This is a genomic window from Pelagibius sp. 7325, from assembly GCF_037652055.1.
Lineage (GTDB): Bacteria > Pseudomonadota > Alphaproteobacteria > Kiloniellales > Kiloniellaceae > Pelagibius.
Genome location: NZ_JBBKAH010000011.1, coordinates 50,892 through 67,245, shown reverse-complemented (window position 1 = coordinate 67,245; position 16,354 = coordinate 50,892). Strand labels below are relative to the sequence as shown.

At 66.4% G+C, this 16,354-nt stretch carries 12 protein-coding genes; 2 read left to right on the top strand and 10 right to left on the bottom strand.

The features are described from left to right. Window positions 1-4 precede the first annotated feature (4 nt). The 5 genes from WDC82_RS20320 to WDC82_RS20300 are packed head-to-tail and all read right to left on the bottom strand — an operon-like array spanning window position 5 to window position 6,078. Window positions 5-1,153, bottom strand: a complete 1,149-nt coding sequence (locus WDC82_RS20320; RefSeq protein WP_340119229.1) for a DUF1116 domain-containing protein — start codon at window positions 1,151-1,153, stop codon at window positions 5-7. 10 nt (window positions 1,154-1,163) lie between these two features. Beyond that, window positions 1,164-1,667, bottom strand: coding sequence for a MarR family transcriptional regulator (locus tag WDC82_RS20315; RefSeq protein WP_340119228.1), 504 nt, complete (start codon window positions 1,665-1,667; stop codon window positions 1,164-1,166). A 48-nt stretch (window positions 1,668-1,715) separates the two neighbouring features. Further along, entirely contained in the window at window positions 1,716-2,891 is a 1,176-nt protein-coding gene (locus WDC82_RS20310) for a 2Fe-2S iron-sulfur cluster-binding protein (RefSeq protein ID WP_340119227.1), read from the bottom strand. Next, the gene (locus tag WDC82_RS20305; RefSeq protein ID WP_340119226.1) at window positions 2,888-3,712 is read right to left on the bottom strand and encodes an FAD binding domain-containing protein; all 825 of its coding nucleotides are present in this window, start codon (window positions 3,710-3,712) and stop codon (window positions 2,888-2,890) included. Before WDC82_RS20305 ends, WDC82_RS20310 begins: the two co-directional genes overlap by 4 nt. After that, on the bottom strand, window positions 3,709-6,078 hold the full coding sequence (locus tag WDC82_RS20300) for a xanthine dehydrogenase family protein molybdopterin-binding subunit (protein ID WP_340119224.1): 2,370 nt from the start codon (window positions 6,076-6,078) through the stop codon (window positions 3,709-3,711). The genes WDC82_RS20305 and WDC82_RS20300 overlap by 4 nt, the downstream gene beginning before the upstream one ends. A gap of 264 nt (window positions 6,079-6,342) precedes the next feature. Between WDC82_RS20300 and WDC82_RS20295 the strand changes: the two genes are divergently transcribed. Together WDC82_RS20295 and WDC82_RS20290 are read left to right on the top strand one after the other, a co-directional pair. After that, a complete protein-coding gene (locus WDC82_RS20295; protein ID WP_340119222.1) occupies window positions 6,343-7,602 on the top strand; it encodes an amidohydrolase/deacetylase family metallohydrolase in 1,260 nt (419 codons plus the stop codon). A gap of 55 nt (window positions 7,603-7,657) precedes the next feature. Beyond that, entirely contained in the window at window positions 7,658-9,250 is a 1,593-nt protein-coding gene (locus tag WDC82_RS20290) for a gamma-glutamyltransferase family protein (protein WP_340119221.1), read from the top strand. Between the two features lies 1 nt (window position 9,251). On the opposite strand, the gene WDC82_RS20285 is transcribed toward WDC82_RS20290, so the two are convergent. From WDC82_RS20285 to atzF, 5 genes are read right to left on the bottom strand one after another with little or no spacing between them, the layout of a single operon-like run. After that, on the bottom strand, window positions 9,252-10,982 hold the full coding sequence (locus tag WDC82_RS20285; RefSeq protein ID WP_340119220.1) for an ABC transporter ATP-binding protein: 1,731 nt from the start codon (window positions 10,980-10,982) through the stop codon (window positions 9,252-9,254). A 9-nt stretch (window positions 10,983-10,991) separates the two neighbouring features. Further along, window positions 10,992-11,846: an ABC transporter permease gene (locus tag WDC82_RS20280; RefSeq protein WP_340119219.1), complete on the bottom strand. Its 855-nt coding sequence runs from the start codon at window positions 11,844-11,846 to the stop codon at window positions 10,992-10,994. A 4-nt stretch (window positions 11,847-11,850) separates the two neighbouring features. Continuing rightward, window positions 11,851-12,873 (bottom strand): ABC transporter permease, encoded by a 1,023-nt coding sequence (locus WDC82_RS20275; RefSeq protein WP_340119218.1) that lies wholly within the window; start codon window positions 12,871-12,873, stop codon window positions 11,851-11,853. Between the two features lie 12 nt (window positions 12,874-12,885). Further along, window positions 12,886-14,502 carry an ABC transporter substrate-binding protein gene (locus tag WDC82_RS20270; RefSeq protein ID WP_340119216.1) on the bottom strand — a complete coding sequence of 539 codons (1,617 nt, stop codon included), beginning with the start codon at window positions 14,500-14,502 and terminating at the stop codon, window positions 12,886-12,888. Beyond that, window positions 14,489-16,327 (bottom strand): allophanate hydrolase, encoded by a 1,839-nt coding sequence (gene atzF, locus WDC82_RS20265; protein WP_340119215.1) that lies wholly within the window; start codon window positions 16,325-16,327, stop codon window positions 14,489-14,491. Before atzF ends, WDC82_RS20270 begins: the two co-directional genes overlap by 14 nt. Window positions 16,328-16,354 lie beyond the last annotated feature (27 nt).

The following is a 16,354-nucleotide window of genomic DNA, read 5'->3' as shown; positions in this document are numbered from 1 at the left end:
CGAACTATGATTGTGGCCAGGGCGCGACGCCGCGTCCGACCAGGCCCTCGCTGCCTTCTTCCCCTACCATGCCGAGCATGATGCCGAGGCAGGTCCGCGGGCGCGTGAGGTCCAGGCCGACTTTCAGTCCGGGCAGCGGCAACGCCGGATGCGGCCCGATGAAGGCGTCATGGGCCGCCTCGGTCATGTAGGCGGAGTCGATGTGCGATTTCACGCTCTCCGCCAGGGCCGGAGCGAAGCGTAGGCAGGCGGCGCCGAGCCCCAAAGCGTCGATCACGGCACTGTCACCGATGGCCGGCAAGGGTATCGCGTGCGTGTGGCCGGGTAGGCGCGGGCCGATGGGACGGGTCGCCGGCAGAGTAATCCAGTGGTCAGGGTTGCCCGCCAGCTTGTAGCCGATAGCGCGGCCGTTGCCGCCGCAGGCCACCACCATTCTGCTTTCCGCGACGCCGGCGCCGGCGGCGAGCATCAGCGCGGCGGCCGCCATCACGACGTTGAGTACGAACTGATTGGTCCTGGCGAGATAGTCCGCCGTCGCCCGTTGCAGCGGGCCGTCGAAAAAGGTGAGGACCTCCGCCTGGGCGGAGTCGAGACGCCCATGCAGATCGTCGCCGCCGGCAAGGCCCTTGGCCAGCAGCGGTAGCAGCGGCAGTGGCGCGCGCAGATGTGCGGCAAGGTCCGCGCCGATGCCGTCGATCAGACCGCGCACGAGGGCGATACCGGCAGCGCGGCCGGTCCCGAGGCGTAGCGCATCCGGCAGCGGCCCATCGTTCAGCGGCGACAGCTTGTGGCGGTCCGGTGCTTCGGCGTCCGCGACCTCCAGACAGAAGACGCTGGGCCCGGCGACAAAGGCCAGCGGCGTCACGAGACCGAAGTCCTGAGCAGGTGACAGCCGGATATCGCCGGCGGCGAGCGCTGCGCCGACCTGCGCGGCATCTTCGATCCAGCCTTCCAGCAGAGCGGCGGCCGCCACGCTGTTGGCCAATGGCTTTGGCAGGTCCCCAAGGGCAGCGAAGGGCGGTCCAGCGTGAAGCAGGGTGCGCGCCGGCAGGTTCGGTACCAGGTCAGCGAGCGGCGCGATACGGCTCAGGACCGGCTGCACGGCGAGCAGCTGTTCGAAGGAGCGTTGCGTCGCGGACCCGCGCGGTTTCATGCGCGGCAGCTCACGATACTGATTCCTTGCGCGGCAGCGTCGCCTCCTTGGCATCGATAACCTGGCTCATCAAGTCCATCAGGCGCTGCTGGTCGGCAGGCGAAAGATCCTCGATGGTGCGCAGGTGGGCGCGGTGTGCTTTTTCATCGATGCGGTCCAGCAGGTCGCGGCCTTCATCGGTCAGCGCCGCCAGCCGCACACGGCGGTCTTTCGGTGCCACCCGGCGGCGCACCAGGCCGCGCTTCTTCAGGCGGTCCAGGATATCGGTCATGTTGGTTTTGTCGATCGCCACGGCGTTGGCCAGCGTGGTCTGATCCACCGGCCCGCTCTGGGCCAGGGAGGACAGCACCGAGTACATGATCGGGGTGACCTTCTCCTCGCCGCACTCCTCGGCGAAGAGGGCGGTATGAATCTGGTGCAGCCGGCGGATCAGGAATCCGGGGCGCCGCTGCAGCGGATCCTTGCGCCAGGGCGCCGCCGGGTCGTTGTGGTCAATCGCTTTGGTTTTCATCATTGATCGATTTCTCGACTCGGGGCTGTCCATAGGATGTCGGTCGCCATTCTAGCGCAAGCGCAGCAGCCTACTGAATAGCCGAGTCAACGCTTTTGCGACCAGATCTAAGGCGGAGAGCGGCGCACCCGATGTGACGGCCGCTCCCTTGGCTTTCTGGGCGATGTTGGTCGTCACCTCCGCCAGCAACTGGTCTGCGATTTCCTCGACCAGGGCCGGTCGGCCGAACTGGGCCAATGGCCCCTTCAAGCGGTAGACCATCGACAAATCCAGTTGAGCGCCGCCTTGCGCGACCTCGGCTAGCCTGAAGTCGAGAGTGCCGGTCAGTTCCGAACGGGTGAGGCGGTCGCGGCCCTGGCCGGCAAGGCGCCCGCTGTGCTGGCGGGGATCGAGCCTCAGCAGCGCGGAGCCACGGAAGGTCGCGCGCATCGGTCCGGCCGCGACGATGCAGCGGCCCTGCAGCAGCTCGCCCTGGGGCGTGCCTTCCAGGCTGGCGCCCGGGATGCAGGAGACCACCGCTGGCACGTCGCTCAGCACCCGCCAGACCGACTCTGCCGGCGCGTCAAGATGCAGGCTTCGCTTCAAGATGACTCCGCCCGCTGGGCCGCCAGCCTGGGCAAGGGCTTCCAGCGTGTCGCGCGAACTTGCCTGTACCGGTGCCGCCTCGCGGTCCGACGCAACGGTGTACCGATGCTGCTGGAGGGCGGCATTGTCCGGCTGCCGAGTTCGGCGGGGCAGCGGCACGACCGCAGGCGCTGGCGGTTCGTTCGCCAGCACGTCTTCGATCGCGGCGACGATGCCGGCATAGCCCGTGCAGCGGCAGAGGTTGCCCGACAGTTCACGGCGGATGCGCGCCGCGTCGGCGTCGGGCAGGCGCCGTACGATATCGTAGGCGGTCGCCAGCATGCCCGGCGTGCAGAAGCCGCATTGCAAGCCGTGGTGGCGGGTGAAGGCGGCGCGGAGACGCTGCATCAGCGCGTCGTCATCAAAACCCTCGACGGTACGTACCTCTGTGTTCTGGCAGGCCACCGCGGGGGTGATGCAGGATCGGATCGGCCGCCCGTCGACGAAGAGGGTGCAGGCCCCGCAGACGCCTTGCTCGCAACCGATGTGCGTGCCGGTCAGCAGCAGATCTTCGCGCAGGAAGTCGGCCAAGTGACGGCGCGGCTCGGCGGCGGCGCCGACCGGGCGCCCATTGACGGTCAAGCTGACATGCGTCGTGGTCATCCCGGCGGAGTCTCCGTTTCGAGGGCCAGATCGAGCGCTCGCTGCAGTGCCGCGGCGTGCAGTGCGAGCGATTCGCTCGCGCGGTCGGGCAGGGCTGCGCGCAGCGCCTCAGCCGGGGCCAGGCTGCCGTCGATCAGGGATTGGGCGCTGTCGAGGATCAGCGGCCGGCGGCCCAGTGCGCCGATGGCACAGCGCAGCCGTCCGCGTGCCTCGTCGATCAGCACAGTGGCAGAGGCCTTAGCGAACTCGCCGACCTGTGGTGCGAACTTCCAGTAGCCCCAGCGTGCGCCGGCGCCCGGGCGCGGCACCTCCACCGCGGTAAGGATCTCACCTGCGTGCAGGGCTGTCTTGAAGGGCCCGGTGATGAAATCTTCCAGCGCCAGCCGCCTTTCTCCCTCTGGACCCGCGACAAGGGCGGTGGCGCAGAGCCCGGTCATCACGATCACCCAGTCGGCGGCCGGATCCGCGTGGCACAAGCTGCCGCCCAGCGTCCCGCGGTTGCGCACCGCGCGGTAAGCGATGCCGGCAGCGGCGGCGCGCAGCCAGCCGCTTGTCGGGTCCGCCACCTCGCCGTCCTCGATCTCTGCATGGGTGATGGCTGCGCCAAGACGGACAAAGTCCGGCGTGTCTTCGACGGCACGCAGCGGCGCCAGGCTGGTGATGTCGATCAGCCGGCCCGGTCGGGCAAGCCGCAGGTTCATCATCGGGCCCAGTGACTGGTTGCCGGCGACCGGCTTGGTATCCCCGGCGGCTTGTGCGAGCTGACTTGTGACGTCGCTGAGGTCGCCAGCAACAGCGTAGTCAAAGGGGGCCGGCTTCATGCCTGCGCTTCCTTGACATCGCCAGCATGGATCGCCCGCAGCACGCGTTCGGGCGTCAACGGCACTTCGGTGACCTCGATACCCAGCGGGGCCAGGGCATCGTTCACTGCATTGGCGATAGCGGCGGGCGGACCGATGGCGCCGCTCTCGCCGATGCCCTTCTGGCCGAAGCGGCTGAGTGGCGAGGGGGTTTCCATGTGCAGGATACGGATCGCCGGGATGTCCGCTGCGACCGGCAGGTGGTAGTCGGCCAGGGTCGAGGCGAGAGGCTGTCCGGCGCTGTCGAACGGCATCTCTTCGTAGAGGGCGGTACCGATCCCCTGGGCCGCACCGCCCAGAACCTGGCCGTCCACCACCATGGGGTTAATCATGGTGCCGGCGTCCTCGACGATCACGTAGTCCAGCAGTTCGATGTGGCCGAGGTCGAGGTCGACGCTGACGGTAACGGCGTGGCAGGCGTAAGAGAAGGTGCCGGTGTCCTTCACCGTCTTGTAGCCTTCAGTTGCCTCCAGGCCGCGCGGATCCACGTCGTCCGGCAGCAGCTGCGGCTTCAGGTACCAGGTGCGCGCGACTTCCTCGATGCTGACCGCACTGCCGCCGGCGCGGGCTTCGCCGTCCGCCAGCACCACGGATTCCGGATCGGCCTGTAGCAGGTGGCCGGCGATGGTCTTAATGCGTCCGGCGAGAGTCGCGCTGGCGGCGGCCACCGCGCCGCCGGCCATGACGATGCAGCGCGAGCCCCAGGTACCGGTGGAATAGGGTGTGTAGGCGGTGTCACCGTGTACCAGCTTCACCTTCGCCGGGTCGATGCCGGTCTCTTCGTAGGCAATCTGCGCCAGGGTGGTTTCCAGGCTCTGGCCGTGGCTCTGTACGCCGACCCGCAGCTCCAGCCCGCCGTCGGGTGTCAGCCGCGCGGTCGCCTGCTCGAAGCCCGGCACCATGGGAATGCCCCAGCCGTGATAGACCGAGGTACCGTGGGCGCCCTGCTCGCAGAAGATGGAAAGGCCGAGGCCCAGGCGCTTGCGTCCGCTCTGCTCGCGCTGCTGCCGTTCGCGAAAGCCGGCGACGTCGATCGCTTCTACCGCGCGGCGCAGGGCTTCCGGGTAATCGCCGCTGTCGAAGTCCTTCTTCGTGATGTTGCTGAAGGGCATCTCCTCGGGCGTCACCAGGTTGCGCCTGCGGATAGCCTCCGGCGCCATCTTCAGTTCGCGCGCCACCGCGTCCAGAATCAGTTCGAGAGCAAAGCACACGCCGGTGCGCGCGACGCCGCGGAACGGCAGGATCGGCGGTTTGTTGGTGGCGACCGACCAGGTGCGGCAGCGGTAGCCCTGCATGCGGTAGGGGCCGGGCAGGATGCTGGCAACCTGCGCGGCCTCCAGGCAAGCGGAAAAGGGGTAGCTGGAATAGGCGCCGGAATCCACGATGGCCTCGCAGTCGATCGCGAGCAGCTCGCCGTCGGCCGCCGCGTAGGCGGTGATCTCGTAGGCGTGTTCGCGACAGTTGGCGCCGACGGTCAGGTGCTCGCGGCGGTCCTCGATCCAGCGTACCGGGCGGTCCAGCTTCATCGCCAGCCAGCCGGCGCAGACTTCCTCGGCCAGCAGGATGCCCTTGTAGCCGAAGCCACCGCCGACGTCGGGCGCGACGACGCGGACCTGGCCGTGGTCGAGGCCGAGGCAGCCGGCGAGGCCCGTGCGCACGATGTGCGGCATCTGGGTGGCGGAATGGACCGTCAATTGTTCGAGGTTACGGTCCCACACGGCCACCACGCCGCGCCCTTCGATCGGTGCCATGCACTGGCGCGCGGTGCGCAGGCTGCGCTTCACCGTCACAGCGGCCTTTGCCGCGGCCTGGTCGAAGCCGGTGTCCACCGCCGTCTCCAGGAAAACGTTCTCGTCCCAATGTTCGTGCAGCAACGGCATTTGGGGGTCGCGAGCACGCAGCATGTCGTGCACCGCCGGCAGTTCCTCGAACTCGGCCTCGACCAGTTCCGCCAGATCCTCCGCCGCTGCACGGGTTTCCGCGAGGCAGACCGCCAGTGGCTCGCCGACGTGGCGGACCTTGTCGACCGCAAGAATTGGCTGCACCGAACTGCGAAATCCCGGCAGGCCGGAATCGGCGCGGATGCCGGAGACGCCGGTCAGGTCGGCGGCGGTGAAGACCTGTTCGCCGGCCCCTTCGGGCTTGGTTACCGAAAGCAGGCGTGCGTGGGCATGGGGGCTGCGCACGAAGGCCATGTCGAGCATGCCCGGTAGCCGGATGTCGGCGATGAAACGGCCGCGCCCGCGCAGGTAGCGGTCGTCCTCGCGCCGCGCCAGGCGGGCGCCGACGCCTCTTTTCGGCGGGCTGTCTGCGGGTGCATGCGTCACCGGCGGAGCCTCGGAATCCGGTCCTTTGTCGTCAATTCCCTGTTACCTCGCTCACTCTCCGAAATGGCGTGGGAATGCGCTATTCCGGCTGCCGTTTCAGCTTGACAAGGCCCTGTCCAAGCCACAGCATTTTGAATGAGTGTAACCGCAATGGTCGGCGTTACAACTGTTTTCCTGCCGACCCGCGAACGGGCCTGAACAGCGGGTTTCCGAGAGGCGGTTGGCAGGCACGCAGCAGACGAGGGAGAGCACCGGGTGGCAGGCATGGGGCAGTTCGATACGATCATCGAAAAGGGAACGCTGATCGATCCGGCGATGGGGCGCAACGGCCGTTTCGATGTCGCCGTGAAGGACGGCAAGATTGCCGCCGTCGCACCGGACCTTTCCGCCGCCGCGGCAGCCAGCCGCATCGACGCCGCAGGCCAGCTGGTGATCCCCGGCATGATCGATACCCATGCCCATGTCTATCAATACGTGACCGGCAAGTTCGGCCTGGCGCCCGACTTGGTAGGTGTGCGCTCGGGCGTCACCACGCTGATCGATCAGGGTGGCCCCAGCTGCATGACCCTGGGCGGTTTCCGCCACTACGTCAGCGGGCCCGCGCGCACGCGGACCCTGTGCTTCATCTCCTGCTATCTGGTCGGTGGCCTGGAGGGTCATCTCTATCCTGATCTCTACGGCCCGATCGGCGTCAATGCAGAGCACACCACCCGCGTGGCACAGGAGAATCTCGACATCGTCAAGGGTATCAAGGCCCATGCCGAGATCGGCGGCCAATCGCGCTGGGGCCTGGACGTCATCCGCATCGGCAAGGATATCTCGCGTGCCACGGGCCTGCCGCTCTACATTCACCTGGGTCAGCTCTGGCCGACCGCCGATTCCGCGCCGATCCCCGATGCCGACGAGTTGATCCGCGAACTGCTGCCCATCATGGAGGAAGGTGACATCCTTGCTCACCCCTTCACCCGCCATCCCGGCGGCTTCGTGTCCGGCACCGGCGAAATCCACCCGATACTGCTGGAGGCCGTGCATCAGCGCGGCCTGCTGGTCGACGTAGGCCACGGCTCGCACTTCAGCTTCGACGTCGCCAGGAAGGTGCTGGATGCCGGCATCGTTCCCTATACCCTGGGTGCGGACATGCATGGCTATAACGTGCAGGTCCCCATCAACCACGGCACCAACGAGGCGCGCAGCGCCAATCCTTTCTTCGGCGTGGCGCCCTTCAATCTCACCATTGCCATGACCGAACTTCTGTACCTCGGCGTCCCGCTTGAGCAGGTGGTCGCCATGGTCACGGCGAATCCCGCCAAAATGATCCGCATGGAAGACGAGATCGGCAGCCTGCAGCCCGGCCGCGACGCCGACATCAGCGTCTTGAAGATCGAAACGGGGCGCTTCAAGCTTTCCGACAACAGCGGCGTCGAGGTGATCAGCGAGCATCTGGTGCGACCGGTCCTTTGTTTGCGCGGCGGGGAGGTGATCCATGCCGACTCCCCCTTCATCCCCGATGCCATCGCCGCCTGATCACTCTCTGCTGCCGCGGCTTGCGGCGGCAGCGTCACTGGGGTAGGAGCAGGCGATGTTACAGACGACGCGCAGCTACGGCGGTATGGTCACCGCGCCGCATCATCTGGCCGCGCAGGCGGGCCTGGAGGTGCTGCGCGACGGCGGCAATGCCATCGAAGCGATGCTCGCCGCCGCCTCCACCATTGCCGTCGTCTATCCCCACATGAACGGGCTGGGCGGTGACGGTTTCTGGCTGATTGGCCGCCGCGGCGGGCCGGTAACAGGGATCCAGGCTTGTGGCCGGGCGGCGAAACTGGCCTCGCAGGACTGGTACCGTGAGCAGGGCTGTGCGGCGATACCCGCGCGCGGCCCGCTGGCCGCGCTCACCGTGGCCGGAACGGTGGACGGGTGGAACCTGGCGCAGCGCTTCAGCCGCGAACGCTTCGGCGGCCGGCTGCCGCTGACACGCCTGCTGGAAAGCGCTATCCGCCATGCCCGCGAGGGAGTCGCCGTCAGCGGCACGCTGCGGGCGAACAGTCTGGCCAAGCTCGCGGAGTTGGCACCTGTGCCCGGTTTTCCCGAGACCTATCTTGATGGCGGCGAACCGAAGGCGCTGGCCAGCCGGCTGCTGCAGCCCCGCGTGGCGGACACGCTCGATCATCTGGCGTCGGCGGGCCTCGACGATTTCTACCGCGGCGAACTCGCCCGCGGCCTCGCGCGCGAGCTGGAGGACGCAGGCTCGCCGCTGCGCCTCGGTGACCTGGAGGCGCATCGCGCCGAAGAGGTCGAACCGCTCGCTACCGGTGTCGGTGGCCACCAGGTCTTCAACATGCCGCCACCGACCCAGGGGCTTGCCTCGTTGCTGCTTCTTGCGCTTTACGGGCGCTTGCAGGCGTCGGAGGCGGACGGCTTCGACTTCGTCCACCGCCTTGTCGAATGCACCAAGGTGGCCTTTGTCGTGCGCGACCGCTACATCACCGATCCCGCCTACATGACGCGTCCGGCAGCGGACTTCCTGGCACCGGAAAGCCTGGCGCGCCTGGCGAAAGACGTTTCCTTGGCGGGCGCCTCACCGTGGCCGCGACAATCGCAGCAGGGCGATACCGTCTGGCTGGGTGCCGCCGATAAGGACGGGCTCTGCGTCAGCTTCATCCAGAGCGTCTACTGGGAATTCGGCTCCGGTGTCGTGCTGCCCGGCAGCGGCATCACCTGGCAGAACCGCGGCACCAGCTTCAGCCTCGACTCGGCGCACATCAATGCGCTGGAGCCGGGCCGGCTGCCTTTCCATACGATCCAGCCGGCCATGGCCCAACTCAGCGACGGGCGGCTGATGGCCTACGGCACTATGGGCGGCGAGGGCCAGCCGCAGACCCAGGCGATGGTCTTTGCACGTCATGTGCTGCACGGCATGGACCTGCAGGCGGCGGTGACGGCGCCGCGCTGGCTTTTGGGGCGGACCTGGGGGGCGGCGACGACCAATCTGAAGATCGAGGAAAACCTGTCACCCGAGGTGATAGAGCGCCTGCGCGAGGCTGGGCACGACGTCGAAGTGGCGGCCGCCTTCAGTGAGATGATGGGGCATGCCGGCGCCGTCGTCAGCCACCCCGACGGACTGCTGGAAGGTGCCAGTGACCCGCGCAGTGACGGGGCGGTGGCGGCGCGCTGAGCTACATCTTGGCCGGCTCGAAGTGCGGGATGGCGGCAATCAGTCGCCGGGTATAGGGATCCTGCGGATTCTTCAGCACCGCCTCGGCCGTGCCGCTCTCGACGATGCGCCCCTTGTTCATGACGATCACGCGCTCGCACAACAGGCGGACAACATTGAGGTCGTGCGAGACGAAGATGTAACTCATCCCCAGTTCGCGCTTCAATCGATCGAGCAACTGCAGGACCACCGCCTGTACCGAGACGTCGAGGGCGGATGTCGGCTCGTCGAGCACCAGCAGCAAGGGCTCGACGGCAATGGCGCGGGCAATCCCGACGCGGGCCTTCTGACCGCCCGACAGCTGGTGCGGAAAGCGGGTCAGCAGATGCTGCGGCAGGCCGACCATGTCCGCTAATTCGGCGACCTTGGCGGCGATCGGCTTGGCGCCCTTCATGCCTTTCAGGCGTTTCAGCGGGTCCGCAATGGAATCGGCGGCGGAGAAGCGCGGATTGAGGCTCTCCGTCGGATCCTGGAAGACCATCTGAATCCTGGTCCGCTGCGGCATGCGGGCGAAGCGCGCGGCCTTGTGGACGGTAATGTCCTCGCCCGCGAGGATGACCTGTCCAGCGGTCGGGTCGAGCAGCCGTGTCACGATGCTGGAAGTGGTCGACTTGCCACAGCCGGATTCGCCCACCAGCCCCAGGCTTTCGCCGTGCCCCAGTGAGAAGGAAATGCCGTCGACTGCGATGAAATCATCGGCACCCTTCCTCGCCTTGCTCCAGGGCCAGCCGGCGGCGGCACCGTTGCGCCGGGGATAGGTCTTTACCAGACCTTTCACCTCCAGTAGGACTTCGTTGGATGCGGGCGTGGCGGGCTTTCCACCTTGTCCGTTCGGTCTTGCTGCTGCGCCAGCCGTGCTTTGCAATTCATCGGGCATAGCTGTCAGCTCATAGAGCTGCGAGTCGGGTCCGGGCGAAGCGGCGATCAGCTTTTTCGTGTAGGGATGCTGCGGGCGCTTAAACAGTTCGGCGACCGGTGCGGCCTCGACGATTTTGCCCTTCTGCATGACAACGATGCGATCGCAGTAAGCGGCGGCCATGCCGAGGTCATGCGTAATCAGCACCACCGCCATGCCGCGCGCCCGGGTCAGATCGCGTATCAGGTTCATGGTGGCTTTCTGTGTCGTCACGTCCAGGCCGGTGGTCGGCTCGTCGGCGATGAGCAGCCGCGGGTTGCACGCGAGAGCGATGGCGATCATGACGCGCTGGCACATGCCGCCGGACAGCTCGAACGGATAGGACCAGTAACGCTGCTCCGGCTCCAGTATCTTCACCTTCTCCAACATTCCGATCGCTTTCTGGCGTGCGTCCTGGCGGGTTGCCTGATTGTGGCGCAGCAGCACGTCCTCGATCTGCTTGCCGACCGGGCGAATCGGATTGAGCGCGGCCCGGGGATTCTGAAAGATCATCGAGATCTCGCGCCCCCGCAGGTCGCTGAGGTCGCGTTCACGCGCGCCTAGAAGGTCCATGCCGTCATAGCTGGCGCTGCCGGCAACCGGCTTGCCGGCGGTGTCGAGCAGGCCAATCACCGTGTAAGCGGTTACGGACTTGCCGGAGCCGCTTTCGCCGACGATGCCCAGAACCTCACCCTTTGCGACACTGAGAGATACCGCGTCGAGCGCCTTCACCGTGCCGTTGCGAGTGCGGAAGTCGACCGAAAGGCCGTCGACCGAAAGGATGGGATGGGCGGTCATGCCGACTCCTCAGGTGCGTCGCAGCGGATCGACCAGATCACGCAGCCCGTCGCCAAGCAGATTGAAACAGAACACCGCGAGCATCAGCGCCCCGCCAGGAAAGAGCGCCAGCCACCACTCGCCGGAGATCACGTAGGTAGCGCCTTCGGCGACCATAATGCCCCACTCCGCGTCCGGCGGCCGCACACCGAGACCGATGAAGGAAAGCCCGGCTGCGTTGAGGATTGCCCAGCCCATGTTGAGAGAGATCTGAACCATCATCGGCGGCAGGATGTTGGGAAAGATCTGCGTTGCCAGGATGCGCAGGTCGGAATTGCCGCAGAGGCGCGCGGCCTGGACAAATCCGGCGTTTCGCCGCAAGGAGGTTTCTGATCGGGCGACGCGGGCATAGAAGGGCAGGTTGATGACCGCGGTTGCGTAGATGATGTTTTCGACCGAGTTTCCCAGTGCGGCGACCACACCCATGGCGAGGACAAAGAGAGGGAAGGCCATGATGGTGTCGGTGACCCGCCCGACGACGCGGTCGGTCCAACCACCCCAGAAGCCGGCGGCGCAGCCGAGGGCGCTGCCGATGAAAAAGGAAAGCGCGACGGCGGAGACGGCAATGCCGAGATCCAGGCGGGTAGCGACGATGACTCGGCTCAGTACATCGCGTCCCAGATGATCGGTCCCGAATGGATGCGCGAGGGAAGGCGGCTGTAGCGCGTTTACTGCGTTGGTTGCCAGAGGATCGTAGGGCGCCAGCCAGGGCCCGAACAGCGCCAGCAGGACGATGATGGCAAAGAGCGCGAAGGCGCCGGCGGTCACGGGGTTCTCTCCCATGACATAGCCGAAGTGTCGCAGCGAAAGGGTCATGACGGTCATGTTCTCAGGCCTCCAACGCCACGCGGGGGTCGATCACCGTAAGCAGCACGTCGATGGTCAGGTTCACGACCACGAAGAGCAGTGCCATGGCGAGGACGAAGCCCTGGACTGCGGCGTAGTCGGAGGCAACCAGTGCCTCAATCGCAAAGGAGCCGATGCCGGGCCAGGAGAACACTTTCTCGACCAGCACGTTGGCGCCCAGCAGGAAGGAGAACACCATGCCGAGGGTGGTGAGGACAGGCAGCGCGGCGTTGCGGAAGGCATAGGTGCCGAGGACGGTCGAGCGCGCCAGGCCGTTGGCGCGCGCCGTGCGCACATAGTCGCTGGACAGCGCGTTCAACATGGCCGCGCGGGTCATGCGTGCAATGGGCGCGAGAGCGAAGAGACCAAGGGTCGCAGCCGGCAGAATCAATTGCTTCAGGCTGGCCCAGAATGTCTCCAGATCGCCATCCAAGAGGCTGTCGACCAGGAACAGTCCACTTACATGCGGCGGCGGAATAGAGAGAAAATCAATGCGTCCGAGCGGCGAGGGCGCCCAGCCCAACAGGTAGTAGAAGAGATACATAAGAAAAAGCCCGGTGAAGAATGTCGGCAGTGACACCCCAGCCGTCACCAGCAGGCGGCAGAGATGGTCGATCCAGCTGCCGGGGCGCGTCGCCGCCAGCACGCCCAGCGGCACTGCGACGAGGATTGCCAGACCCAGCCCGGCGAAGGTGAGTTCCAGGGAGGCTGGCAAGCGGGTGAGCAGCTCCACCAGAACCGGGCGGCCGGTGCTGAGCGACATCCCGAGATTGCCGCTCAGCAGGTTACCGGTGTAGATGAAGAACTGCTCGATCCAGCTGCGGTCCAGCCCCAGAGCCTTGCGAACCTCGGCGATCGACTGCTCATCCGCCATCATGCCGGCGAAGTAGACCGCCGGGTCGCCGGGCAGCGCCCGGGTCAGCACGAAGGAGATGATGACGATGCCGAGTACAGACGGCAGGGCCTGCAAGAGGCGCTGGCCGATCTGTATGGTTTTGGTCCGCATGGCGTGGGCGTCTCAGGCCTTGCCGATGGATCGGCAGTCGAGCTGCCGGTGGAACCACGCGGCGTAGCCGGTGACGTTCTTCTGCATCGCCGCGTCAAGGTAGGGCTGGTAGAGGGGGATGCGCGGAACGTCGGTGAAGGCGATGGAGATCATCCGCTTCACATTCTCGGCATAGTTCGGATCTTCCACCGGCATATGAAGCGTTTCGTCGACAAGGGCTTCGATTTCCGGATTTTCATAGTTGGACGAGTTGAAGAGGTGGCCTTTCTTGTAGGCCCAGAAGAAGTAGTAGTCGGGATAGTTCAGCCAGCCGCCGAAGTTCTCCAGATGCATCGGCAGGCGCTTTTCCACCAGGGCCGCGGTGCGCCAGTTGGCTCCCGGAATCTTGTCCAGGGTGACTTTGATGCCGATCTTGCCGAGCGCTTCCTGGATCAGCAGGGCGGTCGGTTCCTGCCAGTCGGCAAGGCCCAGGTTGTAGGACAGCGTCGTCTCGAAGCCTCCGGCGAAGCCTGCCTCGGCCAGCAGAGACTCCGCCTTATCGCTGTCGCGCTGGTAGGGAAAGGGCTGCGGCCACTCGGTCGATGATGGCGTCGCCTCGCTGCCGCCGAACATCGCCTTGCCGCGGCCGTAGGCGGCAGCCGCCATGATTTCCTCATAGGGCAAAGCGTAGGCGATTGCCTGGCGGACTTTCAGGTTGTCGAAGGGCTTGTGCGCGACGTTGAGGCCCAGCACATGCAGGCAGTTGTCGATCGGCGCGCCGGCGACGGCGACCTTGCCGCCCTCACGCAGTTCCTTGGCATCCTTGGCGGGTACGTCCATGTAGAGATCGGCGTCGCCGCGCTCGGTGAGGGCACGACGATTCGCGGCTGAGGGCACCTCGCGCACGATGACGCGCTTGATACCCGGCTTTGGCCCCAACGCCCAGTCGTCATTGCGCTCGTAGATGAACTGCTGACCGGCATCCCAGCGCGCCAGCTTGTAGGCGCCGGAACCGGCGGGCGTCTGATGCAGATACTCGGTGGCCCAGGGATCGCTTTCGGTGGCGTGCTGCTTGGCGACCTTGGAATTGATGATCAGCGGCACAGGCACCGCCAGATCCGGCAGGGCCAGCTTGGAGGGTATCGGCAGGTCAACGCGGAAGGTCATATCATCGACCACCACGAACTGGTCGGGCGAGCTCATCGAACCGGCCTTCATCTGTACGCCGGGGAAGCCGCCCAGGGTGACGGCGCGGTCGAAGGACCATTTCACGTCGTGGGCGGTCATCGGCGTGCCGTCCCAGAACTTCGCCATGGGGCTGATTTTGAACGTGATTGACTTGCCGTCCTCGGACACCGACCAGGACTCCGCGGCTTCCGGCTCAATCTTTGTTGAATCGTAGGACAGCGTACCGTCCTCCAGCGTCTTCACGCCGAAGCGGACCAGGCGGTCATAGATGTTGATCGAGACCTGGTAGCTGGGCCGGTTGGTTCCCTGGCGATGCAGGTCCAGACTGTTGATGCCGTCGCCGACGACCACCACCAGGGTGTCGCTGCCGCCGGCGGCTTCGGCCGGCAGGTGACGCAGGAATGGCAGGATGGAGGCGCCGGTCGCGACCCCCATGGTTTTCAGAAAGTCACGTCGCTGCATGATCGCTCTCCTTGTTACGCTGTTGCGAGGTGGTTTGCGCATCGAGAAAGGCGCGCCAGCCGCCGAAATCGGTTACGTCATCGGCCCCGTCGGTGGCGCAGGCTTCGCAAAGGAAGCCCTTCACCTCCTGGCCGTCCTCCAACTTCAGAGTGCCGATGCCGAGCGGGCTCGGGATGCCTTGCATGAAGTCGCCGAAGCGCGCCCGGGGCAGCGCCCAGACTTCCAAGTCGATGGATGATCCCGCGGTGCCGCGCAGCAGCCCCGGCCGCGCGACGGTCCCGCCAGGCAGGCTGAACAGCCGATAGCAGGGCGCGGTGCGCGCACGTCGCAGAAAGCGCGCGCCCAGGCGGGTCAACTCGTGATTCAATGGCAGGCCCGACATGTGGGCGCCGACGACAGCAATGGCGATGTCGTCATCTGTCGGTCCAGCCGCTTCGGGCGGCAACGGGGGCAGGGACCAGCCGGTGGCTCCGAGAGGGGCGGCAGTCCGCGACTGCAGCGCCCGGCCGAGTGCGGCGACGGTGCCATCCTGCCCCGCCGGAGCCAGCAAGGTGATACTGCCGGGCCGACCGTCGGTGCGCGGCCTGACCGGAACCGCCAGGGCGCAGAGATCCAAGAGATTCACGAAGTTTGTGTAGGTGCCGAGACGCGCGTTCGGCCCCAGGGGATCGGCGGCGAGCTCGTCGACCCGGTAGAAGGTGGGGATGGTCGGCACGGCGAGGAGGTTGACGCCGGCCAGCAGCGGCGCGACCTGCCGCTTCAGTTCCTGCAGCCGGTAGAAGCCGCGGAAGGCATCGGCCGCTGAGAGGTTGCCGCCCGGCTCGATAACGCGGCGAGTCACCGGATGAATCACCTCCGGGCTGTGGTGCAGAAGTTCCTCGATGACGGTGAAGCGCTCGGCCAGCCAGGCGCCCTCGTAGAGCATCTGCGCGACCTCGTAGAAGGGCGTGAAATCCAGTTCGGCGATCTCACCACCCAAGGCAGCGAGATCCTCGACGGCGGCGGCGAACGAGGCGGACTGCACCTCGTCGCCGAAGAAACGCCGCGTCCTTGCGTCGGGCACGCCGATGGTGAGGCGCGGCGACAGCGAGGCGATTTGGGGGGCCGTGAACGGTCGTGCATAGGCATCGGCCGGGTCGTAGATCGCCGCGCAGCGGAAGGCCCGAAAGGCGTCGTCGACGGTCAGGGCGAAGATGGAAATGGTGTCGAGGGTGCGGCAGGCTGGCACCGCGCCGCTGTTGGAAAGCGCGCCCAGGCTCGGCTTCAGGCCGACGATGCCGTTGAGAGCGGCCGGCACACGCCCGGAACCCGCTGTGTCGGTGCCCAGGGAGAAACTGACGATGCCTTGTGCGACGGCCACCGCGGATCCGGCGCTGGATCCACCCGGTACGATCGTCGGGTCCAGGGCGTTCAGCGGTGCCGGGTAAGGCGTGCGCAGACCGACCAGGCCGGTGGCAAACTGGTCCAGGTTGGTCTTGCCGATGGCGATGGCCCCGGCTCGGCGCAGCGCTGCGACGACGAAGGCGTCCTCTGCGGCCTGGTAGGCGTAGTCCGGGCAGGCGGCCGTGGTCGGGCTGCCGGCCAGGTCGATATTGTCTTTCACGGCGAAGGGGATGCCCCACAGCGGTTTGGCCAAGGGATCGAAGGCCCCCAGGGCGGCGGCCTCGGCCAGGGCGGCCTCGCGATCCACGAGATGCAGGAAAATTCCCGGATCGTTGACCGCTTCCAGCCGCCGGTAGGCTTCGGCAATCACGGCAACCGGGCTCGTTCCGCCAGCGTAGGCCTCGTGCAGGGCAGGGATATGAAAAGCTTGGTTTTTCAACATTTTCCGGCTCTAGGGAGAAGCTTGGCC

What these genes read in the sequence shown, in the direction of transcription:
- WDC82_RS20315 (WP_340119228.1), bottom strand. Translation starts at nt 1,667, where the DNA reads ATGATGAAAACCAAAGCGATTGACCACAACGACCCGGCGGCGCCCTGG.
- WDC82_RS20280 (WP_340119219.1), bottom strand. Translation starts at nt 11,846, where the DNA reads ATGACCGTCATGACCCTTTCGCTGCGACACTTCGGCTATGTCATGGGA.
- WDC82_RS20295 (WP_340119222.1), top strand. Translation starts at nt 6,343, where the DNA reads ATGGGGCAGTTCGATACGATCATCGAAAAGGGAACGCTGATCGATCCG.
- WDC82_RS20320 (WP_340119229.1), bottom strand. Translation starts at nt 1,153, where the DNA reads ATGAAACCGCGCGGGTCCGCGACGCAACGCTCCTTCGAACAGCTGCTC.
- WDC82_RS20285 (WP_340119220.1), bottom strand. Translation starts at nt 10,982, where the DNA reads ATGACCGCCCATCCCATCCTTTCGGTCGACGGCCTTTCGGTCGACTTC.
- WDC82_RS20305 (WP_340119226.1), bottom strand. Translation starts at nt 3,712, where the DNA reads ATGAAGCCGGCCCCCTTTGACTACGCTGTTGCTGGCGACCTCAGCGAC.
- WDC82_RS20275 (WP_340119218.1), bottom strand. Translation starts at nt 12,873, where the DNA reads ATGCGGACCAAAACCATACAGATCGGCCAGCGCCTCTTGCAGGCCCTG.
- WDC82_RS20290 (WP_340119221.1), top strand. Translation starts at nt 7,658, where the DNA reads ATGTTACAGACGACGCGCAGCTACGGCGGTATGGTCACCGCGCCGCAT.
- WDC82_RS20270 (WP_340119216.1), bottom strand. Translation starts at nt 14,502, where the DNA reads ATGCAGCGACGTGACTTTCTGAAAACCATGGGGGTCGCGACCGGCGCC.
- atzF (WP_340119215.1), bottom strand. Translation starts at nt 16,327, where the DNA reads ATGTTGAAAAACCAAGCTTTTCATATCCCTGCCCTGCACGAGGCCTAC.
- WDC82_RS20310 (WP_340119227.1), bottom strand. Translation starts at nt 2,891, where the DNA reads ATGACCACGACGCATGTCAGCTTGACCGTCAATGGGCGCCCGGTCGGC.